This is a genomic window from Mucilaginibacter sp. Mucisp73, from assembly GCF_059491465.1.
Genome location: NZ_CP168507.1, coordinates 2,718,388 through 2,735,140, shown reverse-complemented (window position 1 = coordinate 2,735,140; position 16,753 = coordinate 2,718,388). Strand labels below are relative to the sequence as shown.

At 47.2% G+C, this 16,753-nt stretch carries 16 protein-coding genes; all 16 read left to right on the top strand.

Annotated features, from left to right (window positions below; translation table 11 throughout):
* Nucleotides 1-214 precede the first annotated feature (214 nt).
* The 16 genes from ACEN82_RS11595 (at nt 215) to ACEN82_RS11520 (ending at nt 16,750) form a co-directional block, all read left to right on the top strand.
* The gene (locus tag ACEN82_RS11595) at nt 215-886 is read left to right on the top strand and encodes a DsbA family protein (RefSeq protein ID WP_495644128.1); all 672 of its coding nucleotides are present in this window, start codon (nt 215-217) and stop codon (nt 884-886) included.
* 37 nt (nt 887-923) lie between these two features.
* Entirely contained in the window at nt 924-2,012 is a 1,089-nt protein-coding gene (locus tag ACEN82_RS11590) for an NADH:flavin oxidoreductase (RefSeq protein WP_413323196.1), read from the top strand.
* 291 nt (nt 2,013-2,303) lie between these two features.
* Nucleotides 2,304-3,296, top strand: a complete 993-nt coding sequence (gene istA, locus ACEN82_RS11585; RefSeq protein WP_495644127.1) for an IS21 family transposase — start codon at nt 2,304-2,306, stop codon at nt 3,294-3,296.
* Nucleotides 3,293-3,709, top strand: coding sequence for a Mu transposase domain-containing protein (locus tag ACEN82_RS11580; RefSeq protein ID WP_495644126.1), 417 nt, complete (start codon nt 3,293-3,295; stop codon nt 3,707-3,709). The genes istA and ACEN82_RS11580 overlap by 4 nt, the downstream gene beginning before the upstream one ends.
* Entirely contained in the window at nt 3,702-3,830 is a 129-nt protein-coding gene (locus ACEN82_RS11575) for a hypothetical protein (protein WP_495644042.1), read from the top strand. Before ACEN82_RS11580 ends, ACEN82_RS11575 begins: the two co-directional genes overlap by 8 nt.
* A 20-nt stretch (nt 3,831-3,850) precedes the next feature.
* Entirely contained in the window at nt 3,851-4,597 is a 747-nt protein-coding gene (istB, locus tag ACEN82_RS11570; RefSeq protein ID WP_495644019.1) for an IS21-like element helper ATPase IstB, read from the top strand.
* 85 nt (nt 4,598-4,682) lie between these two features.
* Nucleotides 4,683-5,084 carry an NUDIX hydrolase gene (locus ACEN82_RS11565; RefSeq protein ID WP_495644125.1) on the top strand — a complete coding sequence of 134 codons (402 nt, stop codon included), beginning with the start codon at nt 4,683-4,685 and terminating at the stop codon, nt 5,082-5,084.
* A gap of 255 nt (nt 5,085-5,339) precedes the next feature.
* A complete protein-coding gene (locus ACEN82_RS11560; RefSeq protein ID WP_256539309.1) occupies nt 5,340-5,705 on the top strand; it encodes a DsrE family protein in 366 nt (121 codons plus the stop codon).
* A 139-nt stretch (nt 5,706-5,844) separates the two neighbouring features.
* Nucleotides 5,845-6,453, top strand: a complete 609-nt coding sequence (locus ACEN82_RS11555) for a TetR/AcrR family transcriptional regulator (protein WP_413320681.1) — start codon at nt 5,845-5,847, stop codon at nt 6,451-6,453.
* 116 nt (nt 6,454-6,569) lie between these two features.
* Nucleotides 6,570-7,706 (top strand): efflux RND transporter periplasmic adaptor subunit, encoded by a 1,137-nt coding sequence (locus ACEN82_RS11550; RefSeq protein WP_413320679.1) that lies wholly within the window; start codon nt 6,570-6,572, stop codon nt 7,704-7,706.
* An 11-nt stretch (nt 7,707-7,717) separates the two neighbouring features.
* Nucleotides 7,718-10,921 carry an efflux RND transporter permease subunit gene (locus tag ACEN82_RS11545; protein ID WP_413320677.1) on the top strand — a complete coding sequence of 1,068 codons (3,204 nt, stop codon included), beginning with the start codon at nt 7,718-7,720 and terminating at the stop codon, nt 10,919-10,921.
* 17 nt (nt 10,922-10,938) lie between these two features.
* The gene (locus ACEN82_RS11540) at nt 10,939-12,345 is read left to right on the top strand and encodes an efflux transporter outer membrane subunit (protein ID WP_413320675.1); all 1,407 of its coding nucleotides are present in this window, start codon (nt 10,939-10,941) and stop codon (nt 12,343-12,345) included.
* A 175-nt stretch (nt 12,346-12,520) separates the two neighbouring features.
* Complete coding sequence (locus ACEN82_RS11535) at nt 12,521-13,606, top strand: NADH:flavin oxidoreductase (RefSeq protein WP_413320673.1); 1,086 nt, start codon at nt 12,521-12,523, stop codon at nt 13,604-13,606.
* A 311-nt stretch (nt 13,607-13,917) separates the two neighbouring features.
* The gene (locus tag ACEN82_RS11530; RefSeq protein WP_413320671.1) at nt 13,918-14,436 is read left to right on the top strand and encodes a nucleoside deaminase; all 519 of its coding nucleotides are present in this window, start codon (nt 13,918-13,920) and stop codon (nt 14,434-14,436) included.
* 5 nt (nt 14,437-14,441) lie between these two features.
* Nucleotides 14,442-15,323 (top strand): helix-turn-helix domain-containing protein, encoded by an 882-nt coding sequence (locus ACEN82_RS11525; protein WP_413320669.1) that lies wholly within the window; start codon nt 14,442-14,444, stop codon nt 15,321-15,323.
* A 59-nt stretch (nt 15,324-15,382) separates the two neighbouring features.
* Nucleotides 15,383-16,750, top strand: a complete 1,368-nt coding sequence (locus ACEN82_RS11520) for an MFS transporter (protein ID WP_413320667.1) — start codon at nt 15,383-15,385, stop codon at nt 16,748-16,750.
* Nucleotides 16,751-16,753 lie beyond the last annotated feature (3 nt).

Genomic DNA, 16,753 nt, shown 5'->3' with positions numbered 1-16,753 from the left:
TACCTGACAGCACAACATTAATTTTAATCGTGTAAATGCCTATGCCAAATACCCTGGTCAGCGTCCTTCATCACTCCTGGCAATAAGTCAACGCGGACTTGTCAACTTCTAAAAAATCCTCCATCAGATAGTAAAAATCCTCCATTCTATTAAAAGGATTGACACGGCACCTTTGCTAAGTAAACAAAACTATTCAGAAGTAAAAGTTGGAATTATGAAAATGTATTATTTCACAGACCCAATGTGTTCGTGGTGCTATGGCTTTAGTCCTGCCGTAAAAAAATTGAAAGAGAACTACAAAGATATTGACCTTGAGATCATTTCAGGCGGATTTTCGCCCTATAGCAAGCAAGTTGTTGACGATGAGTATAAGGAATTCCTGGCTTATCACTGGAACAATGTAAACGCGCGGAGCGGACAGTTTTTCGATCACTCGATGAAGTTCATCTCTGATACCTTCCGCTATGATACCGAACCGTCAAGCCGTGCATTGATGGTGATAAAGGAATTGTTGCCTGATCAGGACTTCGTGTTTCTGAGCCTGATGCAAAAAGCATTCTACGTAGAAGGAAAGGATATTACCAATGGCGCGGTACTCGCAGAACTGGCTGCAGAAATCGGCGTTGAGAAGCCGGTCTTTTTGGAGCGGTTCCATTCCGAAGAAATGAAGCTAAAAACAAATCAGGGCTTTCAATTTAGCCGCCAGCTAGGCGTTCAGGGCTTTCCGACGCTGCTCACCATCGATAACGGAAACATTAAAGTCATCACCCGTGGATTCCAGGATTATGACGGCCTGAAAATCGTTGTCGACGATTGGTTAAACAGTCAACATGTTCCGCTGCCAAGTAACGGGGGATCGTGTTCAGGTGATACTTGTGAATGCTAAACAATAGAAATGATGTATAAAGTAAAATATAATCAAAATGGCTGTATCTGATCTGTTTAAGCCGCTGCCGCTGCTACATGGTCCGGCCATGCGAAACCGTTTCATGCTGGCACCGCTTACGAATCAACAAAGTGAATTCGACGGCACGGCATCCGAATTTGACCATATATGGTACGAACAGCTTGCAGAAAGCGGTTATGCACTGATCCAAACCTGCGCTACTACTGTGGAAGCAAGTGGCATTGCGTTTGCCCGCCAGCTTGGTATTCACAGCGATGAACATTTGCCGGGGCTGACAAGGATAGCGTCAACCATACGAGTGGGCGGCGGTTTGTCCGCGGTGCAATTACACCATGCCGGACACCGTGCCAATCCGCTCTTAGGAGGTATACCTGCACCCGCTTCGAGCGACACGGTACCGGGAGTTGATGCGATCACCACCGAAGAGGTGGAGCGGATCCGCGACAGCTTTATCACGGCCGCAAAGAGAGCCCAGCTCGCGGGGTTCGATGGCGTCGCCGTACACGGAGCTTTTGGTTGGATCCTTTCAGAATTTATGTCACCCTATTTGAATGACCGTAATGATAAGTACGGGGGAAGCCTGGAGAACCGTGCACGTCTGACAATCGAGGTCATCGAGGGCATCCGCCGGGAATGCGGCCCTGATTTTCAAATCGGCTGGCGCTTATCTATAGAGCGATATGGACTGGTATTGGAAGAACTGCGTGCAGTCACCGCTTATATCTTTGATCGCGAACTGATCGACTACCTGGACCTGGCTTTATGGGATTCAGCCCAGATCGTTCACGAAGGACAATTCAAGGGAAAAAGCATGCTCAGTCTTTTTACAGAGCTTCCCCGCAAGGGCGTTCGCCTGGGTGTAGCCGGCAAGATCATGACCGCCCGGCGTGCCGGAGAGTTGCTGGATGTAGGCTGCGATTTTGTGCTGATCGCGCGGGCAGGAATTATTCAGCGGGACTTTCCGCTTCAGGTAAAGGCAAACCCGGCATACGAAAGCGTAAAAATGCCGGTGATGGCAGAACATTTACGTCAGGGAGGACTTCCCGAGCGCTTTATCAATCACTTACGGGGATGGCAGACGATCGTTTTTCCAAACTCGCCGTGATCAATGGCTGCTAACTCTCACTACGGCAATGAACCGTTGTAAAATACCTGATATGGCTGCAAAAAAAATATTCTCTTCATTTATAGAAAAGCTTAGTTGTAACCTGAAAGTGGAGATTCTGATGAACGTGACCACTCCAATCCGGCGCAAGCTGACCACCCATTCCGGGCGAAACTGACCACCTGATTCCGGGGCAAATTGACCACCGCAAACACGTAGCAAATGCTGTAAAAGAGACCATCTTTTGAGGGCAAAGACACCTTCCTAAGCATGGCCAACTTAACAATCAGCATGAGTAAGATCAGAAAGATACTAAGGATGTACAGCCAGCAGCGGCCATTAATGACCATCGCTGCCCAGGCCGATGCATCGAGAAACACGGTAAAAAAGTATGTAGCAGCCTTTAAAGCAACCGGCTTTACCTTTGATGAGGTTAACGCGTTGAATGACCAGGAACTGGAAGATTTGTTCGGAAAGTCCAAAGAACACCCGCCTAACGCGCGTATGCAGTCCATGCTACGCTGCTTTCCTCACGTGGATAAAGAGCTGAAAAAGACCGGCATGAACCGGCAAATACTATGGGAGGCTTATTACAAAGAGTTTCCTGATGGCTATCTGTACAGCCAGTTTTGCTTTTATTATAACCAGTGGAAGGCCAGGGTTAACCCGACTATGCACATGGATCATAAGGCTGGGGATAAGCTATACGTCGATTTTGCGGGTGAAAAGATGAGTATCACCGATAAGGATACCGGGGAGATCACACCTGTAGAGGTTTTTGTAGCTATTTTGGGCGCAAGCCAGTTAACCTATGTTGAGGCTGTAATGAGCCAGCAGAAGGAAGACTTTATTGCGGCCTGCGAGAACACCCTGCACTTTATCGGCGGCGTCCCTGCCGCCATTGTACCAGATAACCTGAAGGCCGCCGTAACCAAAAGCAGCCGCTACGAACCCACCCTGAACGAAACATTTGAGGACTTTGCAGATCATTACGGAACGACTGTATTACCAGCTCGGGCATACCGCCCTCGTGATAAAGCATTGGTAGAAGGTGCGGTAAAGATTATTTATACCAAGATATACGCACCATTAAACAAACAGGTGTATCATTCTTTAACGGAGCTTAATGCAGCAATCTGGCAGACCCTTGAAGTTCATAACACCCAGATGCTCAAAGGCCGTAACTACAGCCGCAGGTTACAGTTTGAGGAGATCGAACGCAGTGCGCTTGCTCCATTACCCGCCCTGCGTTACCAGTTCAAGAAGCAATTGCATAGCAGGTGATCAAGAACGGCCATGTTAACCTCGGCCCTGACAAGCATTATTACAGTGTGCCTTACCGCTTTATTGGCAAGCGGGTCAAGTTATTATACTCCCGCACGACGGTAGAAGTGTACTATAACTATGAGCGCATCGCCCTGCATAAGCGCAATAAAAACCCCTATGGCTATACTACGGATAAGGAGCACATGGCCAGTACTCACCGCTTTAAAAGCGACTGGACGCCGGATATGTTCCTGGATTGGGCAGCCTCCATCCACGAGGATGTAAGGCTGTATATCCTTCAAATACTGGAGCGCAAGCAGCACCCGGAACAGGCTTATAAGTCTTGCTCAGAGGTGCTTGGCTTTGCAAAAAGCCGGGAACGAAAGGCTGACCATTGCCTGCCAGCGAGCATTGAGCTACGGTGTGTATAACTATAAAACGATACAAACCATACTGGAAAACAAGATGGACAACTACGAGGAAAGCTTATTTGCCGATGAGCTGCCGATGCCAGATCATGGCAATATCCGGGGAGAAGACTATTACAAATAACTATTTAAAACAACAATAACATGAACACAAGCACCTTAGACAAACTGCGGAAGATGAAGTTCTTCGGCATGTTCCATGCCTTTAAAAGCAGCATGGAAACCGGTAAAACAAATGATTACACAGCAGACGAACTGCTGGCACACCTGGTAGAAGCCGAGTGGGACGACCGTCAGAACAGGCGTATTGATCGTACCATCCAGTATGCCAAGTTCCGCTATAAAGCTGCTATAGAGGATGTTCATTACCATGCAGATCGGACAATCGACCGTAATCAGATCATGCGTTTGGCAGACTGTACGTTTATTGATCGCTTTGAGAACCTACTGATAACCGGCAGTACCGGTATCGGTAAAAGCTATGTGGCTTCTGCTATCGGCCACCAGGCCTGCATATTGGGCTACCGGGTACTATATACCAGCACGCCCAAGCTATTCGCTAAACTGAAGATGGCAAAGGCGGACGGTTCCTATATCAAGGAGCTGGCTAAGCTGGAAAGAACACAAGTGCTTATACTGGATGACTTTGGGATACAGCCTTTTGATGCACAGAGCAGAGCCGCATTAATGGAGATCATAGAGGACCGGCATGGCAAGACTTCTCTGATCATTACCTCACAGTTGCCGGTCAGTAAATGGTTCGAGGTGATCGGTGAAAAAACGATTGCTGATGCTATACTTGACCGGATCGTTCATGATGCACACCGCATCGAGTTAAAAGGGGAATCTATGAGAAAAAAACGCAGTATCGAACCGGTAAACAGCCTCTAATGAAATTGCCTTTTAAATAACTATTTTTGTACACGCTTTTACAGCGTTTGCTGCAACTCAAAAGTCAGCTAACCCAGTGGTCAATTTGGCCCGGAACAGGGTGGTCAACATCTCCATAACTTACACCGCGCTCCGCGAGGCGCAGGAAGAGATCGGGTTGAAGATAGCAGACGTAACAATATTGGGAACGCTCACAGAGATCTATATCGCACCAAGCGATTTTCTCGTGCTTCCGGTCATCGGCTACCTCAATTACAGGCCGGAATTCCTGCCCGATCCCAGAGAAGTCAAAGTTGTTTTTGAAACTCGGATTGATCATTTTTTGGAGCCAAACAGCGTCGGATGCAGCGAAATCCTGATTCCTGGTGACCGGGTTTTAACACCGCATTATGAAGTAGAGGGCCACAAGATCTGGGGCGCCACGGCTAAAATGATCCGTGAACTATTGTCAGTTATAAACGCTGATCTTATGCACACCGAAAGGTGATATTGTCTGTTTCACCGTCGCCTTAGTATCTGTCAAACCATATGGAAAAGCCTGCGAGTATTCTACTTGCAGGCTTTTTTATTTTCAAAAAATGATGTGGATGGTCAATGAAAGCCGGTCTGTCATACGAATCATTTCTGTTAGCGCACCGGTGCCAGCTTTATAAAAAATCATCCATTAGATAGTAGGAATCCTCCATTCATGACGAATGAATAGCAGGGCATCTTTGCATTGTAAATAAATACAAAAGATAATATGAGCAAAACAGCTATCATAATTCTGTCTGATCCCAAGGCTGGTTCAGAAGAAGCACTCGGACGCGTATTCAACGCTTTGGCATCGGCATATGAATTCAAACATGCAGGTGAAGATGTAAAAATTATTTTCCAGGGTGCCGGCATCAGGTGGCCTGAGCAACTGGAGAAACCTGAGCATCCGGTTTACGGGCTTTATAAGGAAGTGAAGGATCATGTTCACGGGCTTTCCAAAGGCTGCGTTGCTGTATTCGGAACCGAAGTATCGGGTTACGACCTGTTGGGTGATAACGAAGTACCCGGAACACCAGGACTTCCAAGTTTCCTTAACCTGAGAAATGAGGGGTATAACATCCTGATCTTCTAAAATTATTACTGATCACTGTTTCCGGCCAGATCCGGGAGCAGTGATCTTATTCCCGGCTAATCGAAATACTTTAAGGAAATCAACACAAGTAACAAAGTTCCCGTTTCGTAACGCCGTTAGACAATTTAATAACACAAAAGTGGCAAGTAAAGACAGAATTCAACGCTTAAAAGATGAAACCCGGATCAATATCCTGGATGCATCGCTGCGCATCGCGATCGAGGAAGGATGGCAGTCTTTAAGCATGCGCAAAATTGCTGATGCAATTGAATATACGCCGCCCGTTATCTATGAATATTTCAATAACAAAGAAGCCATATTGCTTGAGCTCACGAGGCGCGGCTACCTGATCCTGTCAAAAGATATACAGGCGGCCCGAAATAAGCACGATCTGCCGGCAAGTCAACTGGAAGCAATGTGGCTGGCCTACTGGGACTTCGCATTCGCGAACCAGGAACTCTACCAGCTCATGTTCGGCGTCCAGATCAATTGTTGCTGTGGTGTGGTCGAAGAGCTGCCGGAGTCCAAGAGTCCGCTTAACCAATTCAGGGAAGTAATTCTAAGCCTGATGAATTCGGCTAACCCTTCCCCGGATGTCATCTGCTTAAAATATTACACTTTCTGGTCTGTTGTTCACGGGCTAATTTCTATTAATATCTTAAAAAGAGGGTATTCCGATGAAATGAATAACCAGGTACTGAAAGTCGCGATTAGCGATATCATCAATTCCATTGCAAAAGCGACTTAGCTTTTGACCCTTCGTTAACGGTGTTCTTTTATTTTTCGCCGTTAACCGATTTAACTCATTGTCTGCCATCAGGCAGTACTGATTCTTCCAATTAACATCATTAAAAAATTAATCAAATGAAAAATATCATTTTAGCGCTTGTCGCCATTGCATTATACGGCTGTTCATCAACACCGCAAACACCCCAGGCCCCGCCGCCGTCATTGCCGGTAGGCACTATCGCCAGTGCTTCCGAAACTACTTTCCAGGAATACCCGGCATCCATTCAGGGCGCGGTAGATATTGATATCCGCCCACAGGTCAGCGGATATTTACAAAGTGTTTTAGTTAACGAGGGCGCTTATGTTTCTGCAGGGCAAACCTTATTCCAAATCAATGCGCAGCCTTTTAAAGAGGCGTTAAATAATGCCAAAGCAAGCTTGCACGCTGCTGAAGCGGCAATCCTGAACGCGCAACTGGAAGTGGATAAACTCACCCCGCTCGTAGAGAATAAGGTCGTTTCAGATTTTCAGCTAAAAACCGCAAAGACCACGCTTCAGATCGCCCGGTCGAATGCAGAACAGGCCAGGGCAAATGTTGCGTCGGCCCAGATCAATTTAGGCTATACCAATGTTAAAGCAACCGTAAGCGGTTATATCGGCCGCATTCCCAAGAAACAGGGAAGCTTAGTTTCCCCTGCTGACCAGATCGCCTTAACGCAGCTGTCTGATATCCACGAGGTGCATGTTTACTTCGCTTTAGCAGAAAATGATTTTAACAGTTTCAACCTGCATTACCCAGGCAAAACGCCCGCTGACAGGATCAAACATCTGCCTCCGGTTGAACTGGTTCTGGCTGATCAGTCCGCCTATCCGGTTAAAGGTAAAATTGACATGATCGATGGTCAGTTTGATAAAAACACCGGAGCGATCACTTTACGAGCCAGCTTTCCAAATGCCAGCGGCATTTTACGCTCGGGTAATACCGGTAAGATCAGGCTGGGCCTCCAACATGACGATGCCATCCTGGTACCCCAAACTGCCACTGTAGAGATGCAGGATAAGGTGTTTGTTTTCGCGGTCGGCAAAGATAACAAAGTAGCCAAAACGCAGATCTCGGTCATTGGCAAAAGCGGCGACAAATACCTCATTAAAGATGGTGTAAAGTCGGGCGACCAGATCGTACTGAGCGGTTTTGACCGCCTGCAGGACGGGCAGGAGATCCACCCGGACAAAGCCGCGGATAAAACAGCCCAATTAATTAACAAAAACTAAGTTTTACGACCATGTTCAAAGTATTTATACAAAGACCAGTATTGGCGACAGTGATCTCCATCATACTGGTGATATTGGGTGTGATCAGTTTGATCAAGTTGCCCATACAACAGTTCCCAGATATTGCACCGCCCTCTGTAGTGGTAAGTGCTCTTTATCCGGGCGCGAATGCAGAAACCGTGTTGCGTTCCGTAGCACCATCGCTGGAGGAATCCATCAACGGTGTTGAAGATATGACCTATATGAGTTCAACTGCCAGTAATGACGGTACCTTATCGATCGCCGTTTACTTTAAACTGGGCACTAACCCGGACCAGGCAGCGATCAACGTACAAAACAGGGTATCACAGGCATTAAGTCATTTACCCGCTGAAGTTATCCAGCAAGGGATCACCACCTCTAAACAACACGTTACCTTCATGATGGGTATCGGTTTGTATACGGAGGATGAATCCAAATATGACCAAACCTTTGTGGGCAATTATGCAGAGATCAACATTCTTCCTGAACTAAAACGTATTCCGGGCGTAGGACAGGCAAGTATATACGGCGGGTCCAAGGATTATTCTATGCGTGTATGGTTAAACCCTTCACAAATGTCGGCCCACCAGGTCACTCCCGACGAAGTGACGCGTGCCATCCAGGATAAAAGTCTGGAAGCCGCGCCGGGTAAATTCGGTCAGCATAGTAAGGAGATATTCGAATATGTGATCAAATACAAAGGCAAGTTAACCAAGCCGGAAGAATATGAGAATATCGCGATCAGATCCAATGCCGACGGATCAGTACTTCGCTTAAAAGATGTGGCCAGGGTGGAATTAGGTACTTTTTCTTACAACAGCTTAACGCGTTTAAGCGGCAAAAAAGGCGTGGTCCTCGGTATTCTTCAGTTATCAGGTGCCAACGCAAATGAGACGCAGATCGCGGTTAGGAAAGCGATGGAAAAGGCCTCGAAAAGCTTTCCGGCAGGGATCAAACACCAGATCTTTTTTAGTACTAAAATAGCCTTGGATGAATCAATTGACCAGGTTAAAGATACATTGATAGAAGCATTTGTTTTGGTATTCATCGTGGTATTCCTGTTCCTGCAGGATTTCCGGTCGACATTGATCCCGGCTATTGCTGTCCCCGTGGCGATATTAGGCACATTCTTTTTCATGCATATCTTTGGTTTCTCGATCAACTTACTGACCCTGTTTGCGCTGATCCTGGCCATCGGTATCGTAGTGGATGATGCGATCGTGGTCGTCGAGGCGGTCCATGCCAAGATGGAGCATAAAGGCCTGGGGGCGAAAGCGGCTACCCATGAAGCCATGCATGAAATTTCCGGGGCCATCATCTCTATCACGTTGGTGATGGCGGCCGTGTTCGTGCCGGTGGGTTCTATGGAAGGTTCAACCGGCCTGTTCTACCGCCAGTTCGCCTTCACCATGGCCATAGCAATCGTCATTTCGGCAGTGAACGCATTAACTTTAAGCCCGGCATTAGCTGCATTGTTCCTGAAAGATGTCCATTCGCACGATCATGTAGAAGGAACACCTGTCAACAGAAGCTTTAAAGAAAAGTTCTTCATTGGTTTCAACAGCAGTTTTAACGCCATCACCAACCGTTATATAGGCGGCTTAAAATTCCTGATCAATCATAAATGGCTCAGCATGGCTGGTTTAGCACTCGTAACGGTGGCCACCGTAGTGATGATCAAATTTACGCCTTCGGCATTTATTCCGACAGAAGACCAGGGTTTTATTGCCATTGCTGTAAATACACCATCCGGTACTACACTGGACGGTACGCAAAAGGTAATGAAAGAAGCAGAGATCAGCTTAAAGAAAATGGATGCTGTGCGCTTTGTGACCGCCATTTCGGGATTTGATGTACTGACCAACTCCATGAGTCCGTCCAAAGGGATCATCTATATTTTATTGAAGCCGAACAAAGAGCGGGGTAAAGTAAGAAACCTCGATGCGGTTATGGACGTGGCAAGAGGTAAAATGAGTGCAATTACCGGGGCCGGTGCATTCGTTTTCAGTTTCCCGACAGTTCCGGGTTTTAGCAGTGTGGAAGCATTAGACCTGGTGCTGCAGGACAGAACAGGTGGTAAACTGGATAAGTTCAGTAATATCTCCCAGCAGTTTATCGCAGAATTAATGAAACGCCCCGAAATTGGCGTAGCCTTTACCAGCTTTAAAGCAGACTACCCGCAATTACAGATGGAAATCGATGATGACAAAGCAGGTCAGCTGGGTGTCAACGTAAAAGATATTCTGGAAACGATGCAGGCTTATTTCGGCAGCGCCCAGGCATCAGATTTTAACCGTTTTGGTAAATATTACCGCGTGATGGTGCAGGCGGATATTGTTGACCGGGCGGATCCATCATCCATAGACCGTGTTTTTGTTAAGAACAAAATGGGTGATATGGTTCCAATGAACACGCTGGTGAAACTAACCCGTGTATATGGATCAGAGACGGTTTCCAGATATAACATGTTTAACTCGATCTCGGTCAACGCCATACCGAAGACCGGGTTCAGTTCCGGTGCTGCTATCAAAGCGGTTGAGGAAGTAGCTGCAAAGCAACTGCCGGAAGGCTATTCCTACGAATTCTCCGGTCAAACGCGTGAAGAGATCGCATCCGGGGGGCAGTCAACACTTGTCTTTATCTTATGTCTGGTGTTTGTTTACTTCTTGCTGGCAGCGCAATACGAAAGTTATATCCTTCCACTGGCGGTAATCTTATCCCTGCCAGCAGGAATATTCGGTGTGTTTGTGGCCATCGGGTTAACCGGTATTTCCAACAGCATCTATGTACAGGTAGCCCTGATCATGCTGGTTGGTTTGCTCGCTAAGAATGCGATCCTGATCGTGGAGTTTGCCGTTCAGCGAAGAAAGGCCGGGCAGTCGCTGGTTTCAGCAGCGATAGAAGCAGCGAAACTCAGGCTCCGCCCGATCATCATGACCTCGGTTGCCTTCGTGGCCGGTTTGTTTCCGATGAGTATTGCTACAGGGCCATCTGCGCAGGGTAACCATTCTATCAGCATTGGCGCAGCCGGCGGCATGGTATCCGGTGTGTTATTAGGCTTGTTCATTATACCGGTCCTGTTCATCATATTCCAGCACCTGCAGGAAAAAGTTAGCGGAACACCTGTTGAAAAGCATCCTGACGATGCTAAAGACGGGCATGATATCAAAAAGTTAGAACCGGAATTATCATAATATCAATATCTCAACAAATGAAAAAAATAATAAGCGGGCTCACCTTACTGATGATCATAAGCGCCTGCAACGTTTCCAGGAACATAGAGACACCGAAACCGGCATTGCCTGCTGCTTTCAGGAATGCCGTTGCCACTGCCGATACAAGCAGCATTGCTGACATACAGTGGAAAAACTTTTTTACTGATGCTACCCTGCAACAGCTGATCGATAGTGCGATCAGCAACAACTATGATATGCAGATCGCATTAAAAAACATCGAATCCTCGCGGCTGCTGTTCAAACAGACCAAATTTAATTACACGCCACAGGTCAACCTGAACGTTTCGGCGAATACCAGCAACCCGTCAAACAATAGTCTGAATGGGTTAACCGTAGGCCAGTTTTTAGGTACTAACCATATCGAAGATTACAGCGCTAATCTTTCGTTATCATGGGAGGCCGATATCTGGGGTAAGATCCGTAATCAGAGTAAAGCCGCGCTGGCTCAATACCTGCAGACCGCTGAAGCCAGGAAGGCGATCCAAACCAATATCGTCTCATCGGTATCACAAGGCTATTATAACCTGTTGATGCTGGACGAACAGCTGGACATTGCCCGCCGCAATGTAAGGCTGAACGATAGCACGCTTCAAATTATCAAATTGCAGTTGCAGGCGGGACAGGTGACTTCCCTGGCTGTTCAGCAGGCCGAAGCACAGCAACTGGCGGCCGCTCAACTGGTGCCCGAATTTGAGCAGAACATCGCCATACAGGAAAATGCCCTGCGCATCCTTACCGGTGCTTTGCCTGCTCAGATCGGACGCAATACGCGTTTAGATCAGCTTAGGGTAACAGAGGGCGTGCCGACCGGGCTGCCATCAGAAGTCGTGAGCCGCAGACCGGATGTACGGAGTGCCGAGTTAGCGCTTAATGTCGCCAATGCAAATGTTGGTTTCAATAAAGCCAACATGTATCCCGTGCTGAATATAACAGCCGCGGGTGGCGTAAACTCCTTAAAGGCCAGTAACTGGTTCAATATACCGGCGTCCTTATTCGGCACGGTAGCGGGTAGTGTTTTGCAACCCATATTTAACCGCAAAAAATTAAAAACCCAATACGAGGTATCAAAAATTGAGCGCGAGAAGGTCGTGCTGCAATTCCGCCAGTCGGTACTCAATGCCGTTGGTGAAGTATCGGATGCCCTCGTAAAAATTGAAAAATTGAAAGAACGGCAGGCCATTGCTGCAAATCGTGTAACCACCCTGCAGCAGGCTACAGGCAATGCCAACCTGTTATTTAAGAATGGCATGGCTAACTACCTGGAGGTGATTACGGCACAAAGTAATGTGCTGCAAAGTGAACTCGAACTGGCCTCTGTTAAGCGCCAGCAGTTAAGTGCCGTAGCAGAGCTTTACCGCTCGCTTGGCGGTGGCTGGAAATAATCTTTATTGATGAGTGATGTGAGGGAAGCCATTCCCAACTTCGGTTGGGGTGGCTTTTTTTGTATGATATCCAAAATCATCCATCAGATAGTACAAATCATCCATTCTATAGGGGCAATTTCCTGGGCATCTTTGTCATAGAGTATATAAAAACAATATCAATAAACTAATCGAAATGGCAGTCTGTGATCTATTCAAACCCCTTACTTTGCTGCACGGCAAGGCAATGAGAAACCGTTTCATGATGGCCCCTTTGACCAGCCAGCAAAGTGAATTTGACGGCACGGCATCCGAATATGATCAATTCTGGATTGAGCAGCTTGCACAAAGCGGTTACGCGCTGATCCAAACCAGCGCGGCTACTGTAGAAGCCGGGGGTATCGCGTTTGAGCGACAGCTGGGAATCCACAGTGATGACCACTTACCGGGGCTGACCAGCATGGCTACAGCGATCCGCGAAGGCGGCGCATTATCAGCAGTGCAGTTACACCACGCCGGCCATCGGGCCGTTCCGGAAGTCGGGGGAATTCCTGCACCTGCCTCAGACAAAACGGTAAAAGGTGTCAAGGCGATCACAACCGAAGAAGTGGAACGGATCCGGGACAGTTTTATAGCGGCGGCCAAAAGAGCACAACTGGCAGGCTTTGACGGTGTTTCAGTTCATGGAGCTTTCGGATGGATCCTTTCGGAATTCCTGTCGCCAAATCTGAATGACCGGACGGATAAATATGGCGGCAGCGTAGAGAACCGCGCGCGTTTCACGATCGAGGTCATTGAGGGCATTCGCCGGGCCTGCGGACCGGATTTCCAGATCGGCTGGCGCTTATCTATAGAGCGCTACGGACTGCGCCTGGAGGAACTGCGGGAGATCACCGCAGAGATCTTTGATCGTGAGCTCATCGACTACCTGGACCTGGCCTTATGGGATTCGGCCCAGGTCGTCCGGGAAGGAACATTCCAGGGAAAGACCCTGCTCAGCATATTTACCGAACTTCCCCGCAAGGGCGTCCGTTTAGGGGCAGCCGGAAAGATCTACAGTGCGCAGCGTGCGGGCGAATTACTGGATGAAGGCTGTGACTTCGTACTGATCGCGCGGGCGGGCATTCTTCAGCGGGATTTCCCGCTTCAGGTCAAAGCGAACCCGCTGTACGAAAGCCCAAAGATGCCGGTAACAGCGGAATATCTGCGCCAGGGCGGACTGAGCGAGCGCTTTATCGAAACCATGCGGGGATGGCAGACTTTCGTACGCCCGGGCTCCTGATAAATAACACCTGCCATAGCAGAGCTCTACCGCTATGTTTTTATTGGAAGGAAATGATTTTACTAATGACTGATCTCAGAAAAGCCGTACCAGATTTATGTTGGGGCGGCTTATTATGTGCCGGACAAACTGCCAGCATTTGAATTTTGCAGCCTCAAAAATTTTGCAATATCAGGAAACAGCAAGGCTTTTGAATTAAAAAATCATCCATCATAAAGTAAAAATTATCCATTCCCCGGTAAGGAAGACTACCACATCTTTGCAGTGGTTACCTGTGCGTACACCATGATTATTTATTTTTAAGTAATTTTATGTATTGTGCCATCCCAATTTCCAATGGGGCAAACGTTATAATGGAGATCATGGAAGAGGAATATAATATTTACATGCGCCAGTGTTTAGATCTTGCTAAGATCGCTTTGGCGGCCGGCAATCCACCCGTGGGCGCGATCATCGTTTCTGATGGAAATGTGATCGGCACCGGTATAGAATCAGGGAGGTCCTCGGGTGATGTTACCAACCATGCGGAAATATTAGCGGTAAGGGATGCTGTAAAAAACGGACATGCAGACCAATTGGAAAGATCGATCATGTATACTACGCATGAACCCTGCATCATGTGTTCCTACCTGATCCGGCATCACAAGATCCCTGAACTGGTATATGGGGCCTCTGTACCATATATTGGTGGTTCAACTTCCCAATTTAATATCCTGTCTACAGCGGACGTACCAAAATGGGGAACCGGTCCGAAGATCACCGGGGGAATTTGTTCGGATGAGTGTAAAGCCCTCAGCGAACAGTTCAGTAAAACATTTATTAAATCGTAAGTACCATGTTATCTCAATCTGTATATACACTCGTCAATCAGCAGAACGGAAATTTGTCGTTCAAACTATTTGAGTTCGATAATAACAGCTATTTTGATCATATTCAGCGGAATAATTATTTCACGCTCATCTTCATCACTTCCGGTGAAGGATTGGCCAGGGTTGATATGTGCGACTATTCTTTCCAGGAAAATACCCTTTTCGCATTCTATCCTTACCAGCCATTTATGTTGCTGTCAAAAGGGACTTTGACAGGTATCGCGATCCAGTTCCATCATGACTTTTTCTGTATCTACAGGCACCATAAAGAAATAGCCAATAACGGCCTCCTGTTTAACAATATCTATGAACAGCCATTTGTCTGCATCAACAAAAGTTGTAAAAAAACGATCTTAAACCTCATCGAACAAATAGCCAATGAATTAAAAGACGAAGAGTTCAGGAAAGATGAGGTGCTTGTCTCTTACGTGAAAATATTACTGGTGATGGCCACCAGGATAAAACTTGAACAGCAAAACCTTCAGGATGCTGATAACACCAACAGTAAACAACATTTTTTGATCCAGAACCTGAAAAACGCGATCGAAGATAATTTCCGGTTAAAACATTCTGCAAGTGATTACGCCGATATTTTAAATCTAACGCCGGTTTCACTTGCCCGGATCACCAAAAATCATTTTAATAAAACACCATCAGACCTGATCACCGAACGGATCATTATTGAGGCCAAAAGGGAATTATATCTTACTGATAAGACCATTAAAGAAATCGCGTGGGAACTCGGCTATGAGGACGAGTATTATTTCAGCCGGGTTTTTAAAGGCAAAACAGATATTTCGCCGCAATTTTACAGGGATACGATAGGATTTAACCGGGGGGCATCTTGATCAGGTTCCAAATTCCTAAAAAATTCAAGGCTTAATTTGGCGCTCAAAAATTTATAAAGTTGAATATAGCGTCAAAACATACAAATTTCGGACAAGTAGTTACCGTCACCGGCTTAGCTTTTGTCGTCGCGCAGCTGGATGTATCCATTGTTAATCTCGCGCTGCCGCAGATCGCGCAATCCTATCATGCAAGTATAACTACTTTACAATGGGTGGTGGATGCTTATACCCTCGCTTTTGCCGTATTGATGTTATCAGCAGGCAGTTTAAGTGATCGTTTGGGCGCTTTGAGGATCTTCCAGTCAGGCATTATGATATTCTGCATCGCTTCTGCCGGCTGCGGCTTAGCAGACAGTTCGATCTGGCTGGTCGTTTTCAGGGTGTTGCAGGGTATCGGCGCTGCAACCATGATCCCCAGTTCCCTGGCCATTCTTAACCAGGCTTTTGCGCACGAGCCTTCTACGAGGATCCGGGCTGTTGGGCTTTGGACGGCTGCGGGCAGTGCTGCGCTGGCTGCCGGGCCGCTGATCGGCGGCCTGCTGATCCATATCAGCAACTGGCGTTTTATCTTTTACGTCAACATTCCGTTTTGCCTCGCAGGTTTTTTGCTAAGTTTCAAATTACCAAAAGGGACCGTAGCCGTTACCGCTAAAAAGTTCGATACAGCAGGGCAATTGGTTTGGATGCTGGCCGCTACTATATTGATCGCCTCCATTATCGAATGGCATCAGTTCGGAATAAAGAATCCGTTTATCTCAGGGGGTATATTATTAAGCATACTGTTGATGGGGTCATTTATTTGGATCGAGAAGCAAGCCCGGAACCCGATCCTTCCATTACATTTATTTGCTTCTCCAAGCTTTAATGTATTACTGCTGTTAGGAGGCATCCTTAATGGCTCTTATTATGGAAGCGTTTTCGTACTTAGCCTTTATCTGCAAAACGTCCTGCACTATTCTTCTATGAGCGCAGGCCTGGCCTTCGTCCCCTTAACTGTTGGTTTTGTGATCACTAACCTGCTAAGCGGACGGGTCATTAAGAGGTTCGGTATCGGCTTATCGATCATCACCGGTCTGTTCATTTTTGCATTAGGCTTCACGGGACTTTTCCTCGCCGACGCAAACACACCCTACTGGCAATTATTCCTGCCTTTTTTACTCATGCCCGCAGGCATGGGCATGGCGGTTCCGGCCATGACCAACGGCATCCTGGCGAGTGTAGATAGATCATTATCCGGCACTGCCTCGGCAGTACTGAATACAATACGGCAGACTGGCGGAGCCATCGGCGTTGCGGTCTTTGGCGCCTTAGCCGCAGGCGGACCCGCAGAGATAATTTCTGCCATACCAGTTATTGCAGGTGTTTCGATCATACTTATCCTGGCAACGATCATATTAGCCTTCAAATATGTTTTGAAGGCCAATTGAACC